Origin of the sequence: Ktedonobacter robiniae (genome assembly GCF_016587375.1) — a bacterium.
GTDB lineage: Bacteria > Chloroflexota > Ktedonobacteria > Ktedonobacterales > Ktedonobacteraceae > Ktedonobacter > Ktedonobacter robiniae.
Genome location: NZ_BNJG01000001.1, coordinates 4,603,836 through 4,619,084 on the forward strand (window position 1 = coordinate 4,603,836; position 15,249 = coordinate 4,619,084).

Annotated in this window: 10 protein-coding genes; 5 read left to right on the forward strand and 5 right to left on the reverse strand. The window is 56.5% G+C overall.

Annotated features, from left to right (window positions below):
• The first annotated feature begins 295 nt into the window (after window positions 1–295).
• From pckA to JMJ04_RS19210, 4 genes are all read left to right on the forward strand, one after another.
• Window positions 296–1,879 (forward strand): phosphoenolpyruvate carboxykinase (ATP), encoded by a 1,584-nt coding sequence (pckA, locus tag JMJ04_RS19195; protein ID WP_201372039.1) that lies wholly within the window; start codon window positions 296–298, stop codon window positions 1,877–1,879.
• Between the two features lie 217 nt (window positions 1,880–2,096).
• On the forward strand, window positions 2,097–2,843 hold the full coding sequence (locus JMJ04_RS19200; RefSeq protein ID WP_236038077.1) for a TetR/AcrR family transcriptional regulator: 747 nt from the start codon (window positions 2,097–2,099) through the stop codon (window positions 2,841–2,843).
• 87 nt (window positions 2,844–2,930) lie between these two features.
• Complete coding sequence (locus JMJ04_RS19205; RefSeq protein WP_201372040.1) at window positions 2,931–3,860, forward strand: ABC transporter ATP-binding protein; 930 nt, start codon at window positions 2,931–2,933, stop codon at window positions 3,858–3,860.
• On the forward strand, window positions 3,847–5,496 hold the full coding sequence (locus JMJ04_RS19210; RefSeq protein ID WP_201372041.1) for an ABC transporter permease subunit: 1,650 nt from the start codon (window positions 3,847–3,849) through the stop codon (window positions 5,494–5,496). Before JMJ04_RS19205 ends, JMJ04_RS19210 begins: the two co-directional genes overlap by 14 nt.
• Window positions 5,497–5,579: 83 nt before the next feature.
• Here JMJ04_RS19210 and JMJ04_RS19215 read toward each other — a convergent pair whose 3' ends face one another.
• The 3 genes from JMJ04_RS19215 to JMJ04_RS19225 all read right to left on the reverse strand — a co-directional run bounded on the left by JMJ04_RS19215 (window position 5,580) and on the right by JMJ04_RS19225 (window position 8,414).
• Window positions 5,580–5,930 (reverse strand): hypothetical protein, encoded by a 351-nt coding sequence (locus JMJ04_RS19215; RefSeq protein WP_201372042.1) that lies wholly within the window; start codon window positions 5,928–5,930, stop codon window positions 5,580–5,582.
• 140 nt (window positions 5,931–6,070) lie between these two features.
• On the reverse strand, window positions 6,071–7,666 hold the full coding sequence (locus JMJ04_RS19220) for an alpha-amylase family glycosyl hydrolase (protein ID WP_201372043.1): 1,596 nt from the start codon (window positions 7,664–7,666) through the stop codon (window positions 6,071–6,073).
• 454 nt (window positions 7,667–8,120) lie between these two features.
• Window positions 8,121–8,414, reverse strand: a complete 294-nt coding sequence (locus JMJ04_RS19225) for an antibiotic biosynthesis monooxygenase family protein (protein ID WP_201372044.1) — start codon at window positions 8,412–8,414, stop codon at window positions 8,121–8,123.
• 314 nt (window positions 8,415–8,728) lie between these two features.
• Here JMJ04_RS19225 and JMJ04_RS19230 point away from each other — a divergent pair, with 314 nt between their 5' ends.
• Entirely contained in the window at window positions 8,729–9,754 is a 1,026-nt protein-coding gene (locus tag JMJ04_RS19230) for a hypothetical protein (RefSeq protein ID WP_201372045.1), read from the forward strand.
• A 71-nt stretch (window positions 9,755–9,825) separates the two neighbouring features.
• On the opposite strand, the gene JMJ04_RS19235 is transcribed toward JMJ04_RS19230, so the two are convergent.
• On the reverse strand, window positions 9,826–12,276 hold the full coding sequence (locus JMJ04_RS19235; RefSeq protein ID WP_201372046.1) for a serine/threonine-protein kinase: 2,451 nt from the start codon (window positions 12,274–12,276) through the stop codon (window positions 9,826–9,828).
• Entirely contained in the window at window positions 12,239–15,226 is a 2,988-nt protein-coding gene (locus JMJ04_RS19240) for a hypothetical protein (protein ID WP_201372047.1), read from the reverse strand. Before JMJ04_RS19240 ends, JMJ04_RS19235 begins: the two co-directional genes overlap by 38 nt.
• Window positions 15,227–15,249 lie beyond the last annotated feature (23 nt).

Here is a 15,249-nt window from a genome sequence, read left to right on the forward strand (position 1 = left end):
ATTGGGTAGTTGTGAAACCAGGTAGAGGTGCTAGTCGTTTGGAAGATGAATCACACTTATGTGTAAGGTGTATATGTATATACTTTTTTGTTGGGCTATTCTTGACATTTATTGCTAGATCTGGCTATTCAGACTGAAAATGGGTTGCTTTATAGCCATGAATTGTATTAAACTAACGGTGGTTAGGTTGGGGCCGGACGCGTTGAATGGTATTCAGTGGATGAGTGCCAACACCATTGTAGTTGTGAAGCGCGCAAACCAAGAGAGGACCTGGCCCCGAAGGAGATTAAACAGTATGACAATGATGATGAGCAGGAAGGCTCTTGAAGATTACGGTTTAACAAATCTAGGCTCTATTAATTGGAATTTAGATCCTGCTGTGTTGATTGAGCAAGCGCTGTCTCGTAAAGAGGGCGTTCTGGCGTCGAATGGTGCTTTTCGTGCGACGACAGGAAGCCACACTGGCCGCTCCCCCAAGGATAAATTTATCGTTTCAAACGAGGAGATCGCATCGAAGATCTGGTGGGGCGAGAATAATCATCCCATGTCTCCCGAGACATTTGCTCTTATTCGCCAGAGCTTGTCGGACTATCTTCAGGGGCGCGATGTCTATGTCTTAGATGCAGCCGCTGGTGCTGATCCCAATTATCGTATGCCGATCCAGGTCATTACTGAGCTGGCCTGGCATAATCTCTTCGCACGCCAGCTTTTCTTACGCGCGAACGAGAGCGATCAGACGAGCGAGAATCCCGGCTTTACGATTCTCTGCGTTCCTCATTTCCGCATGAATCCACGCGCTCATGGTACACGTTCCGAAACCGCTATTATTATTGATTTTGAAGAGCGCCTGGTCTTGATCGCGGGTACTGAGTACGCGGGCGAGATGAAGAAGTCAATCTTTACTGTGCTTAACTTTATTCTTCCAGCCCAGGGAGTGCTGCCGATGCACTGCTCCGCCAATATTGGCGAAGATGGTGATGTGGCCCTCTTCTTCGGCCTTTCGGGCACGGGTAAGACCAGCCTCTCCGCCGACCCCGAGCGTCGGCTGATCGGAGACGACGAGCACGGCTGGGGTGATAATGGTGTCTTCAACTTTGAGGGTGGCTGTTATGCCAAGTGCATTAACCTCTCCGAGAAGTACGAGCCTCAAATCTGGAACGCGATCCGCTTTGGCTCGGTCTACGAGAATGTTGTTCTCGATGAGAAGAATCGTAATCCTAAATACGAAGATAGCTCGCTGACCGAGAACACACGCGTGGCCTATCCGATCGACTTCATCGACAACGTTGTGGAATCTGGCATGGGCGGCCAGCCCCAGGCGGTGATCTTCCTGACGGCCGATTCCTTCGGCGTCTTGCCTCCCATCTCGAAGTTGACGACTAAGCAGGCTATGTACTACTTCCTCTCGGGCTATACCAGCAAGCTGGCGGGTACCGAGCGGGGCGTGACCTCGCCCCAGGCGACCTTTAGCTCCTGCTTTGGTGCGGCTTTCTTGCCCTTGCGCCCAGGTGAGTATGCGAACCTGCTGCGCGAGCGCATTGAGAAGCACAATGTGCGCTGCTACCTGATCAACACCGGCTGGACGGGTGGCGCCTATGGCATTGGCTCGCGTATCAACATCAACTACACGCGCCAGATGGTCAAGGCCGCGATTAATGGCGACATTGAGCAGGCGGAGATCATGACCGATCCCATCTTTGGTCTGCAAATTCCCACCACGTGTCCAGGCGTCCCGGCTGAGGTCTTGCAGCCGCGCAACACCTGGATCGACCAGGACGGCTATGACCAGCAGGCCACCTACCTGGCTGAGCTGTTCAAAAAGAATTTTGAGCAGTTCACCCTCGTTAGCGAGGATATACGCGCCGCTGGCCCACGCTAAGCTAATAACCGCATCAAGAGAAAAGCCCGGGCCATTCACCGAAGGTGAATGGTCCGGGCTTTTCTCTTGATGCGGTTGTGAGTTGAGACAAGAGGACCTCAAGAAATTTTGAGAAACTCGGTTAATGATGGACATTTTTATTGACAGCGATCCATGTATGAGCTTATACTATGAATAATAAACCGAGAGTATGTTTGTTAATTGGGAGAGGGAGGATATGGCACGAGTCGTTAACGAGGCAGCCCATGCAGCCAGGCGTAACGCTATTCTTGATGCGGCCCAGCGGGCTATTGCGACCAAAGGCTATGAGCAGATGGCAATTGCTGACCTGCTGGGCGAGCTGGGGATTTCATCCGGAGCGTTCTATCACTACTTTGATTCCAAGCCAGCATTGCTTGCGGCACTTGTCGAACGCATGGGGAGTGAGGTTGAAGCCCAAATACTCCCCATCGTTCATGATCGAGAATTGGGCGCGATTGAAAAGTTTCAGCGTTTCTTTGCTACAGCCGACCGCTGGAAGCTGGCGCATAGAGACCTGTTGCTTGCGTACACTCGTATCTGGTATGCCGATGACAACGCCATTGTGCGCCATAAGCTGCATTCCACCAGGATCAAGCGCCTGACTCCCTGGCTGGAGGAGATGATCCTGCAAGGATCTCAGGAAGGCGTCTTCCAGACCGCCTATCCCGACCAGGCAGCGCGCTTGATCATCTCCATGCTTGAGGATTTTGGCTATGCATTTGCCGAGCTGTTTCTCTCAGAGGAATGTTCGCAAGACGACCTGCCACGCCTTGAGAGGATCGCTGTCGCGACCTCTGACGCCATGGAGCGTGTGCTCGGCGCGCCCGCGAACAGTCTGTGGCTTGCTACACGCGACGATCTTGCCCAATGGCTGCCACCTTATTCCAGTTCGGTAGGGACCTCCACGATGAATCGGGAGGCTAGCGTGTCCGAAGGCGATTAATCGTGGAGATCCCCACCGGAAAAAATACCATGTGTTTTATGCTTTTTATGAATTTTTGCCTCTCAATAAGAGGAAAAGGACGCTAACATGACAGCGATTATTGAAGTGGACCACCTGACCAAGCGCTATGGTAGCAAGCGCGGCATTACCGATGTCTCCTTCCAGGTGGAAGAGGGTGAGGTCTTTGGCTTTCTTGGCCCCAATGGCGCGGGCAAAACCACGACAATTCGCCTGCTGATGGCGCTGTTACGCGCCGACGCAGGCACGGCACGCATCGCTGGCCTGGACATCTGGCAGCAGTCCGTAGAAATCAAGCGCCTGGTTGGCTACCTGCCGGGCGAACTCTCGCTTGATCCCAATCTGACCGGGGGCCAGATTCTCCAATACTTTGGCCATCTACGCGGCGGCATTGATCAGAGCTATCTCAAGCAACTGATCGCCCGACTGGATTTCGATCCCACCCGTAAGATCCGCCAATATTCCACTGGCAATAAGCGTAAACTTGGCATCATTCAGGCCTTTATGCATCGCCCACGCCTATTAATTCTGGATGAGCCGACCAGTGGTCTGGACCCGCTGAACCAGCAGGAGTTTGATCGCATGGTTACAGAGGTGCGCGAAGATGGTCGCACTGTCTTCCTCTCTTCGCACATCCTGACCGAGGTTGAGCAGACGTGTAATCGCGTCGCCATTATTCGCGGTGGTCAACTCGTGCGCGTAGGTCTTATTAATGATTTGAAGGATATCAAGCGCCATGAACTGACCATTACTTTTGCCAGCCCGGTTCCGGCTGAGGCCTTTAAAGGGCTTGCGGGCGTGGAGCAGGTGGAATCGCTGACCGATGGACATACCCTTCGCCTGTTTGTACAGGGCCAGGCAGATGCTGTGATCAAAGAGGCGGCTCAGTTCTCGGTCATAGGTTTGACGAGCCACGAGCCTAGCCTGGAAGACATCTTCATGCGCTATTATGAGAGTGACGGTCAGGCCGTTAAGGAGGCCAGCCATGTGGTTCACTAGCGTCTACCTCAAGACCCTGCGCGAGGCCCGCATTGCCATTTTAGGCTGGGGCCTGGGCCTGGGCCTGCTTATGTATGTCGTGCTCTCCGCCGTTCCCTCGCTGGTGAATACGCCACAGGCGCGGGCCGCGCTCGTTAGCCTGTCTAGTTCGTACGCCTGGCTGGCTGAGCCGATCGCCGTAGATACCCCCGGAGGCTATGCAACCTTTAAATATGGTTTTACCATCTTGATTATCGCCATCTGGCCGCTCCTGGTATGTAGCCGCCTGCTGCGTGGCGAGGAGGAGCGTGGCTCCATGGATGTCCTGCTCTCGCTGCCGCGTGGACGCGTGCGTATCGCGCTGGAGAAGTTGGCCGCCATGTGGACCGCCCTGCTGGGCATTGGCCTGCTGATTGGACTCCTGACCTTCGCAGGTGGCCAGTCTGTGAAAGGATCTTTTGGCCTGGGCGATGCCCTGCTCTATGGCTTGAATATATCGCTTATCAGCGGTGTGTTTGGTTCTATCGCGCTGCTGCTCTCCCAGTTCTTTCCCGAGCGCGGCAGGGCGGCTGGCATAACCGGTGGCCTGCTGGTACTCTTTATTATGCTGGATATGGTCCACCGGGTGACCCCCAATACCGAATGGATCAGCCGTTTGTCGCCTGTTTACTACTATAATTTGAGCAAGCCCATCGTGCCGGGCCATAGCGCCGATGTTGTTGGCCTGCTAGTTCTGCTGGGCCTGAGCGTCCTGCTGAGTGTTGCGGCGCTGGTCTTCTTTGTGCGGCGCGATATCGGTAGTGTGGTGCAACTGCCACGCTGGCTACGCCTGCCAGAGCGAACTATGTCCCTGGAGCGAGCGCTCCCGGTAAATTCCTGGTCGCTGAAGTCGGTCTATACACGCAGCCTGGGGATGATTATAGCTCCCGCCTGCTGGTGGACACTGGGTATCGCTGGCTTCGCCGGGTGGGTAGTTGTGATTGTTAAGCAGTCTGAGGCGCAACTCTCCTCCATGTACCAGGACTCGCCCTTGCTCAAAGGGTTTATCACAAAAGTTGGTGGGAGTGATGTCAATACCAATGCCACCCTGCTCAGCGCGCTCTTCTCCTTCCTACCGCTGCTCCTGATGGCCTTCGCCATTACCCAGGCCAGCCGCTGGTCGGCTGATGAAGAGGATGGTTTGCATGAAATGGTGCTGGCAACGCCGCAGTCGCGCCTGACCGTCATTCTGGCACGCTTTGGCGCGCTCACCACGGTCACGGTGCTGATCGGCCTGGTAACTCTGGGTGTCACGGCGCTGGCCTCGGTCGCCAGTGGCCTGAAGCTCGACGGAGGTAACCTGGCTGCCGCGACGCTCTCGCTTATTCCCCTGGGGCTGCTGATGGCCGCCATCGGCTACCTGCTCTCCGGCTGGCTGCGCGCGGCGGTGGATACTGGTCTCCTGAGCTTCTTGTTGGTAATCTGGTTTTTTATCAGCTATGTCGGTCCAGAGCTGAGCTGGCCGGAGACGACGCTGCGCCTCTCTGCCTTTTACTACTATGGAACGCCGCTGATTCATGGCCTGTCGCTGGGCAATATGCTAGGGGTGCTGGCGGTTGCCATCGTGGCCCTGGTGCTGGCCGCGGCGCGCTTTGTCCGAAAAGATATTGGGCGCTAAGGTGTGTATTGGTGTTTAGATACAGAGGGCCTTCGAGACGGTGCTTCGCACCGTCTCGAAGGCCCTCTGTATCTAAACACCAATTAAAATATCAACAGGTGAAAGCCATTTTTGAGTGTGATCGGTTGGTTTTTGTAGAAGGATTTCCAGGCGTACTTGCTCATATGGGCCTGGGTACGAATGTGATCTAGTAGTTCATCGCAAAAGTGTTCCGAGGCAAATAAGATAGCGCGATGAAGTTCTGTGCGTTGGCGAGTGATATCCTTGGCCAGGAGATCTAGCTGGCGTTCATTGTAGGGAAGGTGCTGAATGGCGAGCCGTGCCAGGTAGGCCCACTGCTGGTAGGGGAGACGCAGCGCCGCGTAGTGCTGGCTGATATACGCCGCCAGGGTTGGGAAATCCGGCTTATCGTGGTAATCAATCATGACGTGCATTCATTCCTCCTTCCTGGATACTGGAATGAGAAAAGCATACCACGGGCAGATATGAAAAACAATAGATACAAATAGAGAAGAGGACCATGATATGTAGGCGCGCGCTTTAGCAGCGCGCCTACATATCATGGTCCTCTTCTCTATAACCTGATCAGGCAGCCTTCGTGGGCGCGGAGCTGGAGGTGCGCCAGGTCGACGTCCTCTTCGCGGTCCAGGTGGGTGGAGAGGATGATGTGCCCCTGACCAGCTGGCAAGGGTTTTACTATCTGCTCGCTCTCCGCGAAGTTGAGGACGACCAGGTAGCGCGTGCCCTCGTGTGCGCGCAGAAAGGCGAAGCAGTTGGCATTATCCTGGTCCAGGGTCTGGTAGGCACCCTGGGAGAGTGCTGGAAGTGCGCGGCGCAGCGTCAGGAGGGTGCGCGTCAGAGTCAGGAAGGAGCGTGGGTCCTGCTGTTCCGCGGCGACGTTATTGTTCTGATAGTCTGAGGCGATGGGAAGCCAGGTCTGGATACCTGCCGGGCTGAAGCCCGCGTTTGGCGTGTCGTCCCACTGCATGGGTGTGCGATTTGGATCGCGGCCATTGGCGGGATTATCTTTGCCCTGGGGATCATGCATCATCTCAAGCGGGATCGCTACGTCTTGCATGCCCAGTTCATCGCCATAGTAGCATGTGGGGGTGCCGCGTAGGGTCAGCAGGAGCATCTGTGCGGCACGTGCCTGCCCGCGACCCAGGCGTGAGGCCACGCGTGGGCGGTCGTGATTCCCCAGCACCCAGTTAGGCCAGGCCCCATCGGGCAGGGCCTCCTCGTACTCATGGACCATGCTCTGGATGGTGCGTGCCTCCCAAGTTGGCGTGGTCACAAACTGGAAGTTGAAGGGGAGATGGGCCTCGTCCAGCATCTCACCGTAGTAATGCATCAAGCGGTGGATGGGGAGGTAGATCTCGCCGATGAAGACCCGCTCGCCAAACTCGTCGAGGGTCTTGCGCATCTCGCGTACAATCTCGTGTATGCCGGGCTGGTCCTCGGTATAGCGGCCTTCCTGGCGAGCATAAGGGGGATCGCCGGGCTTCCAATCTGGACGCTGTGGGTTGTCGCGCAATTGTTCATCTTTAAGCAGCATCCAGAGCACATCGACACGGAAGCCATCGATGCCGCGCTCCAGCCAGAAGCGCAAGACATTATACATCGCTTCGCGCATATCGGGATTGCGCCAGTTCAGGTCAGGCTGCTTAACATCAAACATGTGCAGATAGTATTGTCCCGTCTGCTCATCGAACTGCCAGGCCGAGCCACCAAAGAAACTGGTCCAGTTATTGGGAGGGCCACCATCGGGCGCGGGATCATGCCACATATACCAATCGCGGCGTGGATTATCGCGGCTAGAGCGTGACTCCTGGAACCAGGTATGCTCGTCCGAGGTGTGGTTGGGCACGAAGTCGAGGATGATCTTGAGGTCACGCTTATGAGCCTCCACGATGAGCTGCTCCATATCGGAGAGCTTGCCGAAGATCGGATGGACATCGGTATAATCTGCGATATCATAGCCGAAGTCTGCCATAGGTGAGGGATAGATTGGCGAGAGCCAGATCGCATCGACGCCAAGCCAGCGGAGATAATCGAGTTTGCTAATAATGCCAGGGATGTCACCGATGCCATCCCCATTGCTATCCATAAAGCTACGTGGATAGATCTGATATATAGTCCCAGTCTGCCACCAGGAGGGAGTCTGTGCCATAGATTAAAAATTACCTCTCTGTAAAGGATTCTGTTTCGTATAGTAGAGCATGAATATGAAGGATGCAAGAGGTCAGAGCTTGCCGAATATTGTCAAATTTTGATAATAGGCTCCCAATCTCATAAGTGCCGCCCCATATCTCATAGACGCCCGATTTATCGCGCGCAAGGCGATTATGTAGTTTCACAAATTAAAACGGGTTATGGAAATTGCCTGCCACGCTCTGCTAGCTCTCATGATAATCCACATTTATTTGTGAAACTACATAATCGCAGGAATACGGCACCGCAGGTATGTACCCATACGCCTTGGCCTTGCCCCAGGTGAAAAGAAGCTCTATAGGAGGCGTCATCAGCTGATGGGATTCATTGCGACCCTGTACTCGAGCGATAAATCGGGCGCCTATGGTGGTTGGGTCCGGCAGTCACGAGGATTGGATCTGGGTGATACTATCTCACATGCGATGTACGACAAAATAATTATCCTGGTCGGTGTTCTCAATCAGTTCGCCCAGGCGCTCCATATGCATGTGAATCTCTGCGGGCGGTTCGCTTGCTAGTAGATCTTCCACGCTGGCCCAGAAGCTCATGATGATCAGGCGATTGGGATCACTATCGCTATGCTGAATTTGAGCGCCTTTAAAGCCCTTCTGTTCCTGTGCGCTGGGGAGAATAATGTCGCGAAAGAGGGCAATGGCCTCCTCATATGTGCCCGGGACGAGACGGATGATCGAGGTGCGTACGTGCATGATCTTCTCCTCTCCGTGGTCTGCAACGCGGAATATATGCATCTATTCTGCTCATATAATATCACACTGGCATGTGTGCCCATATCCAAAAATAACTCGTGTCAGTTGTGGAGTGGAATGTGGGCTGGTGACTGCAGCCACCAGCCCACATTCCACTCCACAACTATTTTTTCTCACTCTAAAGAGTCAGGGGAGAATCACTCCTTCGTGGGATGTAGCAAGAAGTAGGGGTAGCATATACTGATCGTACGTGTTGTGTAGCGGTTTGCATGGTGTGTGTTAGCCGGTTAATTTGGTTTGGAGGTTTGGCATATATGGAGAACGAATATCAGCGTGACCAGAATCTTGATGGTGAGCTGGGAGGCGGATCTCAGCGTGACCAGAATCTCGAGGGTGAGCTGGGTGGCGGGTCTCAGCGTGACTTAGGTACTGAACAGGGGACAGAAAAGAAGGGGCTGTTTGAGCGCGCGAAGGAAGTGTTTCAGAAACCGAGTGAGCGGCACGACCAGGATGTAACACAGAGTGATGTTCCGCAACGCGATGAGGACCTGGCAGGACGTTCCTGGCAGGGTGATGCGGGTGCCTATGAGCGGGATCAGGGAGTGACGCAGAGGCCGTTGCAGGGCGACGTTACCCAGCAGCAGAACATCAACCAGGAGCCGCTTCAAAGTGGTATCCCTCAGCAGGGCCAGGATGTTTCAGGGGTGGGCCAGCGAGATGTCTATCAACATGACCGGGATGTGGGCCAGACGCCCCTCACAGGCGGGACCCAGCGAGACCAGGATGTGAACCAGTCTCCCCTCTCTGGTGGGATGCAGCGGGATCAAGATGTAATACAGATGCCGCCCGCAGGCGGGATGCAGCGCGACCAGGATGTGACGCAGACACCAGGTGTGCAGCAAGGGCCGGATATCACTTCTGGCTCGGCCCAGCGAGATGTATACGAGCGTGATCAAAATCTCAATCAGGGACAGGGGCCGCTGACAGGCAGGGATAGAGACGTGACCCAGAACCGGGATGTAAGCCAGGCTCCGTGGAGTGGGCAGCAATTTGATAACCAGCCAGAGGAGAATTACTCGACGGGAACGACCCAGCAGACAGAATCAGGCTTCGACCTCATACGCGAGCGTGACGATGAGCCGCGAAGCGCTGGGTCCACGGGTGCAACAGGTGTGACGGGGAACGAGCCCTATACGCAAAGGGGCGCCCAGGGAGATATTACAGAGAATCGCCCCCTGAAGCCGAAAGACATCCCCATGATTGGATTGACCGGACGAAGGACAAACTTGAGGGCTTCTTTGGGAATCCCGATGACCCCAGCCCCGAACGCTGAGAAATGAAGATGTGAAGTAGCCGCGTACGCAAGTAGCGGGCTCCGGCATGCGAGCCCGCTACTTGCGTACGCGGCTACTTATTGGCTGGTGCTGATGATAATGATTTTGATCTGGTCGGTCTCGGAGGGGAAGTGGTCGCTGTTGAAGGGGAGGCGGAGCTCGACGCGTGCCACGCCAGGTTGCTGGTTCAGGTAGGCGAGGGCGGTTGTGCTGGTCGAGCCTTTGAGATTAGTGGGCCAGCTCGCGATCTGGCTCTGACTGAAGTTGTAGATCCACTGGCCGTGTACCTGGATATTGAGATAGAGGGCATTGTTCTGCCCGGCCTTGACACTGGTTGTCCCAACCTGGCTTACTTGGTCGTGAAGGGTATAGTTTGCCCCCAGGGAGTGCTGTGCCTCGGTGGTAAGCAGTTGCGCTGCGATATGCGTGGCTAGGTCTTTGTTATAGGCCAGGGTGTCGCCAGTAATAGTGACATCAATTTTTACCTGGTTGGTGGCGGTTCCAACAGGCTGCTCAGGTGTGATGCCCACGTCATAGTGAGGCTGGGTGCCCAGAACCTCGCCGGAGGAGAGGTTCTTTTGGAATTGTTGCTCAAGCTGCTGGCGCAGGCGCGGGATGAGATCGGTTTTGACGCTATCGACGTCGCTCTGCTGGATGGTGTGGATGGTCTGCCCGTTACTGCCGCCGGTAAAGGGGCTGGGATTGGTGACGCTGACGCCTGTGGCATTATAGTTGCCGTCCAGGACATGCGCACCCAGGTTGCCTGCGTCTCCTGGTGTGGTGACGAGCGCCGGGACAACGGCGGTGGCGGGTTTATTGCTACGCTGTCCTTCGAGCTGTACAGGCTGGGTGGTGCGTATTGTCATGCCGTTGCGGGTCAGGGTTACGACGCCCAGGTTTACGGGTAAGAAGCTGCTATTGCTAAAAATAAGGGTGCCTGTGGCCTGGGTCGGGTTGCTGGTCTTGGTGCCCGTGGCTTTGACGGTGCTATTGCCCTTCACTGTATATTTGAGCTGGCGCGCGGGAAGGCGGTGTGTGGTGGGGTCGGCGGTCTGCACCAAGGGTGAGGCAGTCAGGACATAGGTATTCTGGAGGGTCTTGCTCTCCGCCGTCACATAGACGGTGGCGACCGATGAGCCGCCGAAGAGGTTAAAGCCGAAGACGCGCGGCACGATGAGTAAGAGCAGCGCAAGCGCTGTAAGAAACATAGATATGATGATCAAGGGGAGGGCGACGCGCTTCTGCTTGCGGCGTCGTTTGATCTTTCCCGGACGCATGACCTTGAAATCGGTGGGCTCCTCCGTCACGCGGTGCTGTTGCGTGCGGGCCATCGAGGGGCGAATATCGCCTGTTGTGCGCGCCCGGCGCTCCTGCATGATGATGGGCTGGGGCTGTGCGATCTCGGCATCCAGCGTCATGCCCTGGTGAGGTGCTCCGGCAACCTCGCGCTTAAGCTCCTGGCTGGCGGTGGCTTCGCGTGGGAAGGGACGAGGCGAACGCCCCGTATTGGGCAGCGTGGCCTGGCTGTGGAGGTCTGCGGAGATCTGACGCCTCTCCTCGTCGAGATCGGGGGCGAGGAACTGATCTATATGTTCGCCTGGTTGCTCATCACTATCAGTAAAGATTTCGATGCGCGGGCCAGAGGTGGCCTTGAGAAATGCCTCACGTAGCTCGGCCACGTTCTGGAAGCGCTGGACTGGATCTTTGGCCATGGCTTTACGCACAACCTCGCCTAATTCTATAGGAATGGAGGCGTCGCGGTCGCATGGTGAGGGGATGGGATTATAGAGCTGCATCTCGATAACGTGTACATCATCGGGATCATCATAGGGTAGTTCGCCGGTAAGCACCTGGTAGAGCAGGACGCCGAGCGCGTAAATATCGGTTAAAGTTGTGATGATGCCTCGTGTCTGCTCGGGGGCCATATAGTGTGGCGTTCCCGGCACCTGGTCGAGGGGAATGGGTTTCCCAGCCTGCGTGGGATCACCGGGCCAACTCGCGCCGGAGCGTCGCCTGCCACGGCCCGAAATGCTTTTACTCGGCCGAACGAGGCCAAAATCAGCCAGGTAGAGGTGCGGAACCTTGCCGCGTCGCATCTCCAGCAGAACATTCGAGGATTTAATGTCGCGATGGATCAGGTCCTCGTCGTGCGCATACTCGACGGCATCAAGAATCTGCTGATAAAGCGCGGTGACCTCCGCCAGGTCTGGGAGACTACGCCTGAGATAGCTGGTAAGGGTGCCACCATCGATAAAGGGCATAACCAGGAAGAGGACGCCGCGCTCCTCACCAAACTCAATTAAGGGGAGAATGTTTGGATGGTGCAGACGAGCGACAGTACGCGCCTCGCGCATGAAGCGGCGGCGCATGTCCTGGTCAGTTGCATAGTCGCCCAGGATGACCTTGATGGCGACGCGCCTGCCAAAGGCACTGCGTTGCCGCCCCTCGTAGACGGCCCCCATGCCACCTACACGGATGCGACGTATAACGTCATAATTTCCAAGTTGCTTGCCTTCCAACGACAGCATTGGCAGCAATGTTCCTTTCCAAATAAATTACTTGAGGTGTGGAGTGTGGTCCCTGGCGGCCAGCGGCCGCCAGGGACCACACTCCACACCTCCTACCCTTTCCCCCCTGGGGAGTTGCGCTGGGTGCGGTAACGGTGGGTGTGCCCTGGCCTGGGGGAACGTCGCCCAGGCCCTCGATGTTCTGAATGGTAAAGGTGATCTGGTTGGGATCGCTAGGCAGGGTATTGCCATCGACCTGTATATTATTGACCTTGCCGACGCCCTTGGTACTGCTCAGGATGGTCTGGGCCTCGTTGACGCGTTTCCCCGCGATATGCCGGGCCAGCTCCTGCTCAATGCTGGTCGTGATCTGGTAGACCCAGAGGCCCCGCGCCTCCATGACCCAGGAGATGCCTTTGTCATTCTGGCGCTGCTGAACGGCGCGCGTCTGAATCTTGCCGACCAGCTTGTAGCCGCTACCCAGGTCGGTATTGGCCTTATCCTGAAGCTTGCTCGCGACCAGGCTCTGGAGTTGTTGCCTGTTATAGACCTGGGCCGTACAAGTCACGCTGACACTGACACTGGTCGAAGGTACATTGGTCCCGGTATCGCCGATGGGTTGGCTATACTTCGGTGCCGATGGTTGGCACTGCGGATTGCTTGCCATCTCCTCGCCGTTCTGTATCTGCCCGCGTAGCTTGGTCAGGGCGCTCTGCGTAGTCTGGGTTTGCAGATCATTCGCCACTTTGCCAGCCTCGTCATTCGTGACGAAGGTATAGTTCTGCGGGTCCTGCCCACCACTGAAGGCATTCAGATTCTTAACAAAGACTGAGTTGCTTGCAGAACAGCAGCCTTTGTTAATTTGAAGGGATGCTATATTCCCATTAGCGCCAGGATCAGCGGCGTGGGCAGAAACTGATGTACTGCCAACCAATCCAGTTCCGGTATCTTGTGGTGGAATAATGGCTGGACCATCAATTACTACAGACACGCCGTTTTTTGCTACTATGGTTGTCCCACCTGCAACAGTAAAGGATGTAAATGATCCATTCGTGAACGTGAGTCGACCAGAAGCACGGATGCCTGGTGTTTGCTTGTGACCGCTGCCGTTGACGGTCCGGGTGTTGGATTGCACGGTCGCGGAGATCTGGCGGGCCGAGACCTCCAGCTTGGCCGGGTCGGGATTAGTCGTCACGCCATTGACGATATAGTCGTTCTTGACGAGCTGACTATCAGGTGTGATTGTTACCGTAGCCGGGGATTGGCCCGTGATGGCATGCAGGACCTGGGTGCGCAGGGCGGGCTGGGCGTAGGCCGTCATGCCGCAGGCCGCCAGGAGGACGAGCACTACTACGGCCACGATGACCCAGGGTAGGCCACGGCGCTTCTGACGCTGGTTGGGCTGGAAGCGCCCGCCGCCACTGCCACGACCACCGCCGCCTCCGCCACGTGTGGGCGGCAGACCACCGCCTCCACCATTATTAGGTAGGGTCGCGGCCCCGGTGCCCGCGCCAACGGCGGCGGTCTTGCCAGTGTTGCGAGAACCGCTGGCGAGGGCCTCGCCCGCTGCAAGGCCAGCCGCGCCAGCCGCGACTATCTTACCACTATTGCGCTTAGAGGTGCGGGTTGCCGGATCGTCGTTCACATTCTTCTTGTCAATTTTGCCGCTGGGGCGTCGCTTGCTCGCGAGGGCGGCGGCGGTTGCCGCACCCTCGGGATTGGCGCTCTTGAGATTGACGGTGGTGCGTCTGCGCGGGGCTACTGTCAGGTCGATGGGTTCTGGCTCTGGCGCACCAGACCTGGAGTTCGCCAGGGCCTTCGCGCCCAACGCGCCACCCACAGCGGCCGCGGCGCCCAGTCCTGCCAGGCCCGTGCCTCTTCCCGTGCCTTCCTCGTTTTCATCACGCGGCGAGATGCGTCCCCGGCCAGTCTTGCCAGTGGTCCGGCGCCTGGGGCCGGCTTCTTGCAGCTCACGCGATGGGCGTGGCGCTGGTGGGGTCTCACGCCGCAGGCTGAAGGGGCGCGGGGTCGCTTCATCGTCCTCCAGTGGCATATCGACGGTCTCATAGTCCTCGGCGCGCATCATGCCAGCACGCTGGAGGCCAGGTCCTTTATTGCCGAGCTGCTCATCCATCTGCTCAGGCGTGGGAGGGGCCAGCAGATCCCCCTCATCATCAAAGGCTGGATCGAAGTCGAGTGGCTGTGGCCTTCCCTTCACGGGACCGATAGGCTCGGCATCCTCGTCCAGGTTCGGCGTGTTTGCTACCTCATCAAAGTTGGAATCATCCAGTGGCCCGTTATTGGTAGGTGTGGCCCTGGTAGGGGCAGCCTTGCTTGGGCTAACAGGCTCGGCATCGACGATACGTGGAAGCTGCTGCGCATCCCGCTGTGGAGGACGCGAGGCCATAGCGGCACCTACCGCGGCGGCGGCTCCGCCCAGTACAACTGGATTGACTTCTTGCGATTTACGGCGACCGCTTCCCGATGGTGGCTCGCTGGCGTCCTGGCCCGTGGATGGTGCAGTCTGAGGAGTATTCTTCTTAGCAGGCGTGGCGCTCTTCTTCTCGCCGCGCTTAAAGATGCCACCCAGGAAGCCAGTGGGTTTGGGTTCCGCCTCGGCGGCTGGCGTCTCCTCAAGGGATTGCGTAAAACCCTCAAGCGATGAGAAAACCGTGAAGTTGCGATGGCGAGCGAAATTGGCGGGAGGCGAACCGCTGGGAGCTACAAATACAACCTGGGCATGCAGCTTCTTGCGGAGCGACTTGAGGCCATCAAAATCCGCCGGGCGCTGAAAAGCTTTATTCTGAGCTGGCAAAACAACCGCAATTCTCTCGCGGCCGACCTTTTCCTGGGTAAGGATCGCTGTGAGCACATTTTTATGCTCATCATTGGCCGTTACATAGATCAAGCCTATCTTCTGGCTGCGGGGATCATTAGGCCCCAACACATCCGAGCCATTTCCTTGTCTCATCTTACAAACCTCTGAATCCTTCA

What these genes read in the sequence shown, in the direction of transcription:
- JMJ04_RS19215 (WP_201372042.1), bottom strand. Translation starts at nt 5,930, where the DNA reads ATGCACGTCATGATTGATTACCACGATAAGCCGGATTTCCCAACCCTG.
- JMJ04_RS19225 (WP_201372044.1), bottom strand. Translation starts at nt 8,414, where the DNA reads ATGCACGTACGCACCTCGATCATCCGTCTCGTCCCGGGCACATATGAG.
- JMJ04_RS19205 (WP_201372040.1), top strand. Translation starts at nt 2,931, where the DNA reads ATGACAGCGATTATTGAAGTGGACCACCTGACCAAGCGCTATGGTAGC.
- JMJ04_RS19200 (WP_236038077.1), top strand. Translation starts at nt 2,097, where the DNA reads ATGGCACGAGTCGTTAACGAGGCAGCCCATGCAGCCAGGCGTAACGCT.
- JMJ04_RS19210 (WP_201372041.1), top strand. Translation starts at nt 3,847, where the DNA reads ATGTGGTTCACTAGCGTCTACCTCAAGACCCTGCGCGAGGCCCGCATT.
- JMJ04_RS19220 (WP_201372043.1), bottom strand. Translation starts at nt 7,666, where the DNA reads ATGGCACAGACTCCCTCCTGGTGGCAGACTGGGACTATATATCAGATC.
- JMJ04_RS19230 (WP_201372045.1), top strand. Translation starts at nt 8,729, where the DNA reads ATGGAGAACGAATATCAGCGTGACCAGAATCTTGATGGTGAGCTGGGA.
- pckA (WP_201372039.1), top strand. Translation starts at nt 296, where the DNA reads ATGACAATGATGATGAGCAGGAAGGCTCTTGAAGATTACGGTTTAACA.
- JMJ04_RS19240 (WP_201372047.1), bottom strand. Translation starts at nt 15,226, where the DNA reads ATGAGACAAGGAAATGGCTCGGATGTGTTGGGGCCTAATGATCCCCGC.
- JMJ04_RS19235 (WP_201372046.1), bottom strand. Translation starts at nt 12,276, where the DNA reads ATGCTGTCGTTGGAAGGCAAGCAACTTGGAAATTATGACGTTATACGT.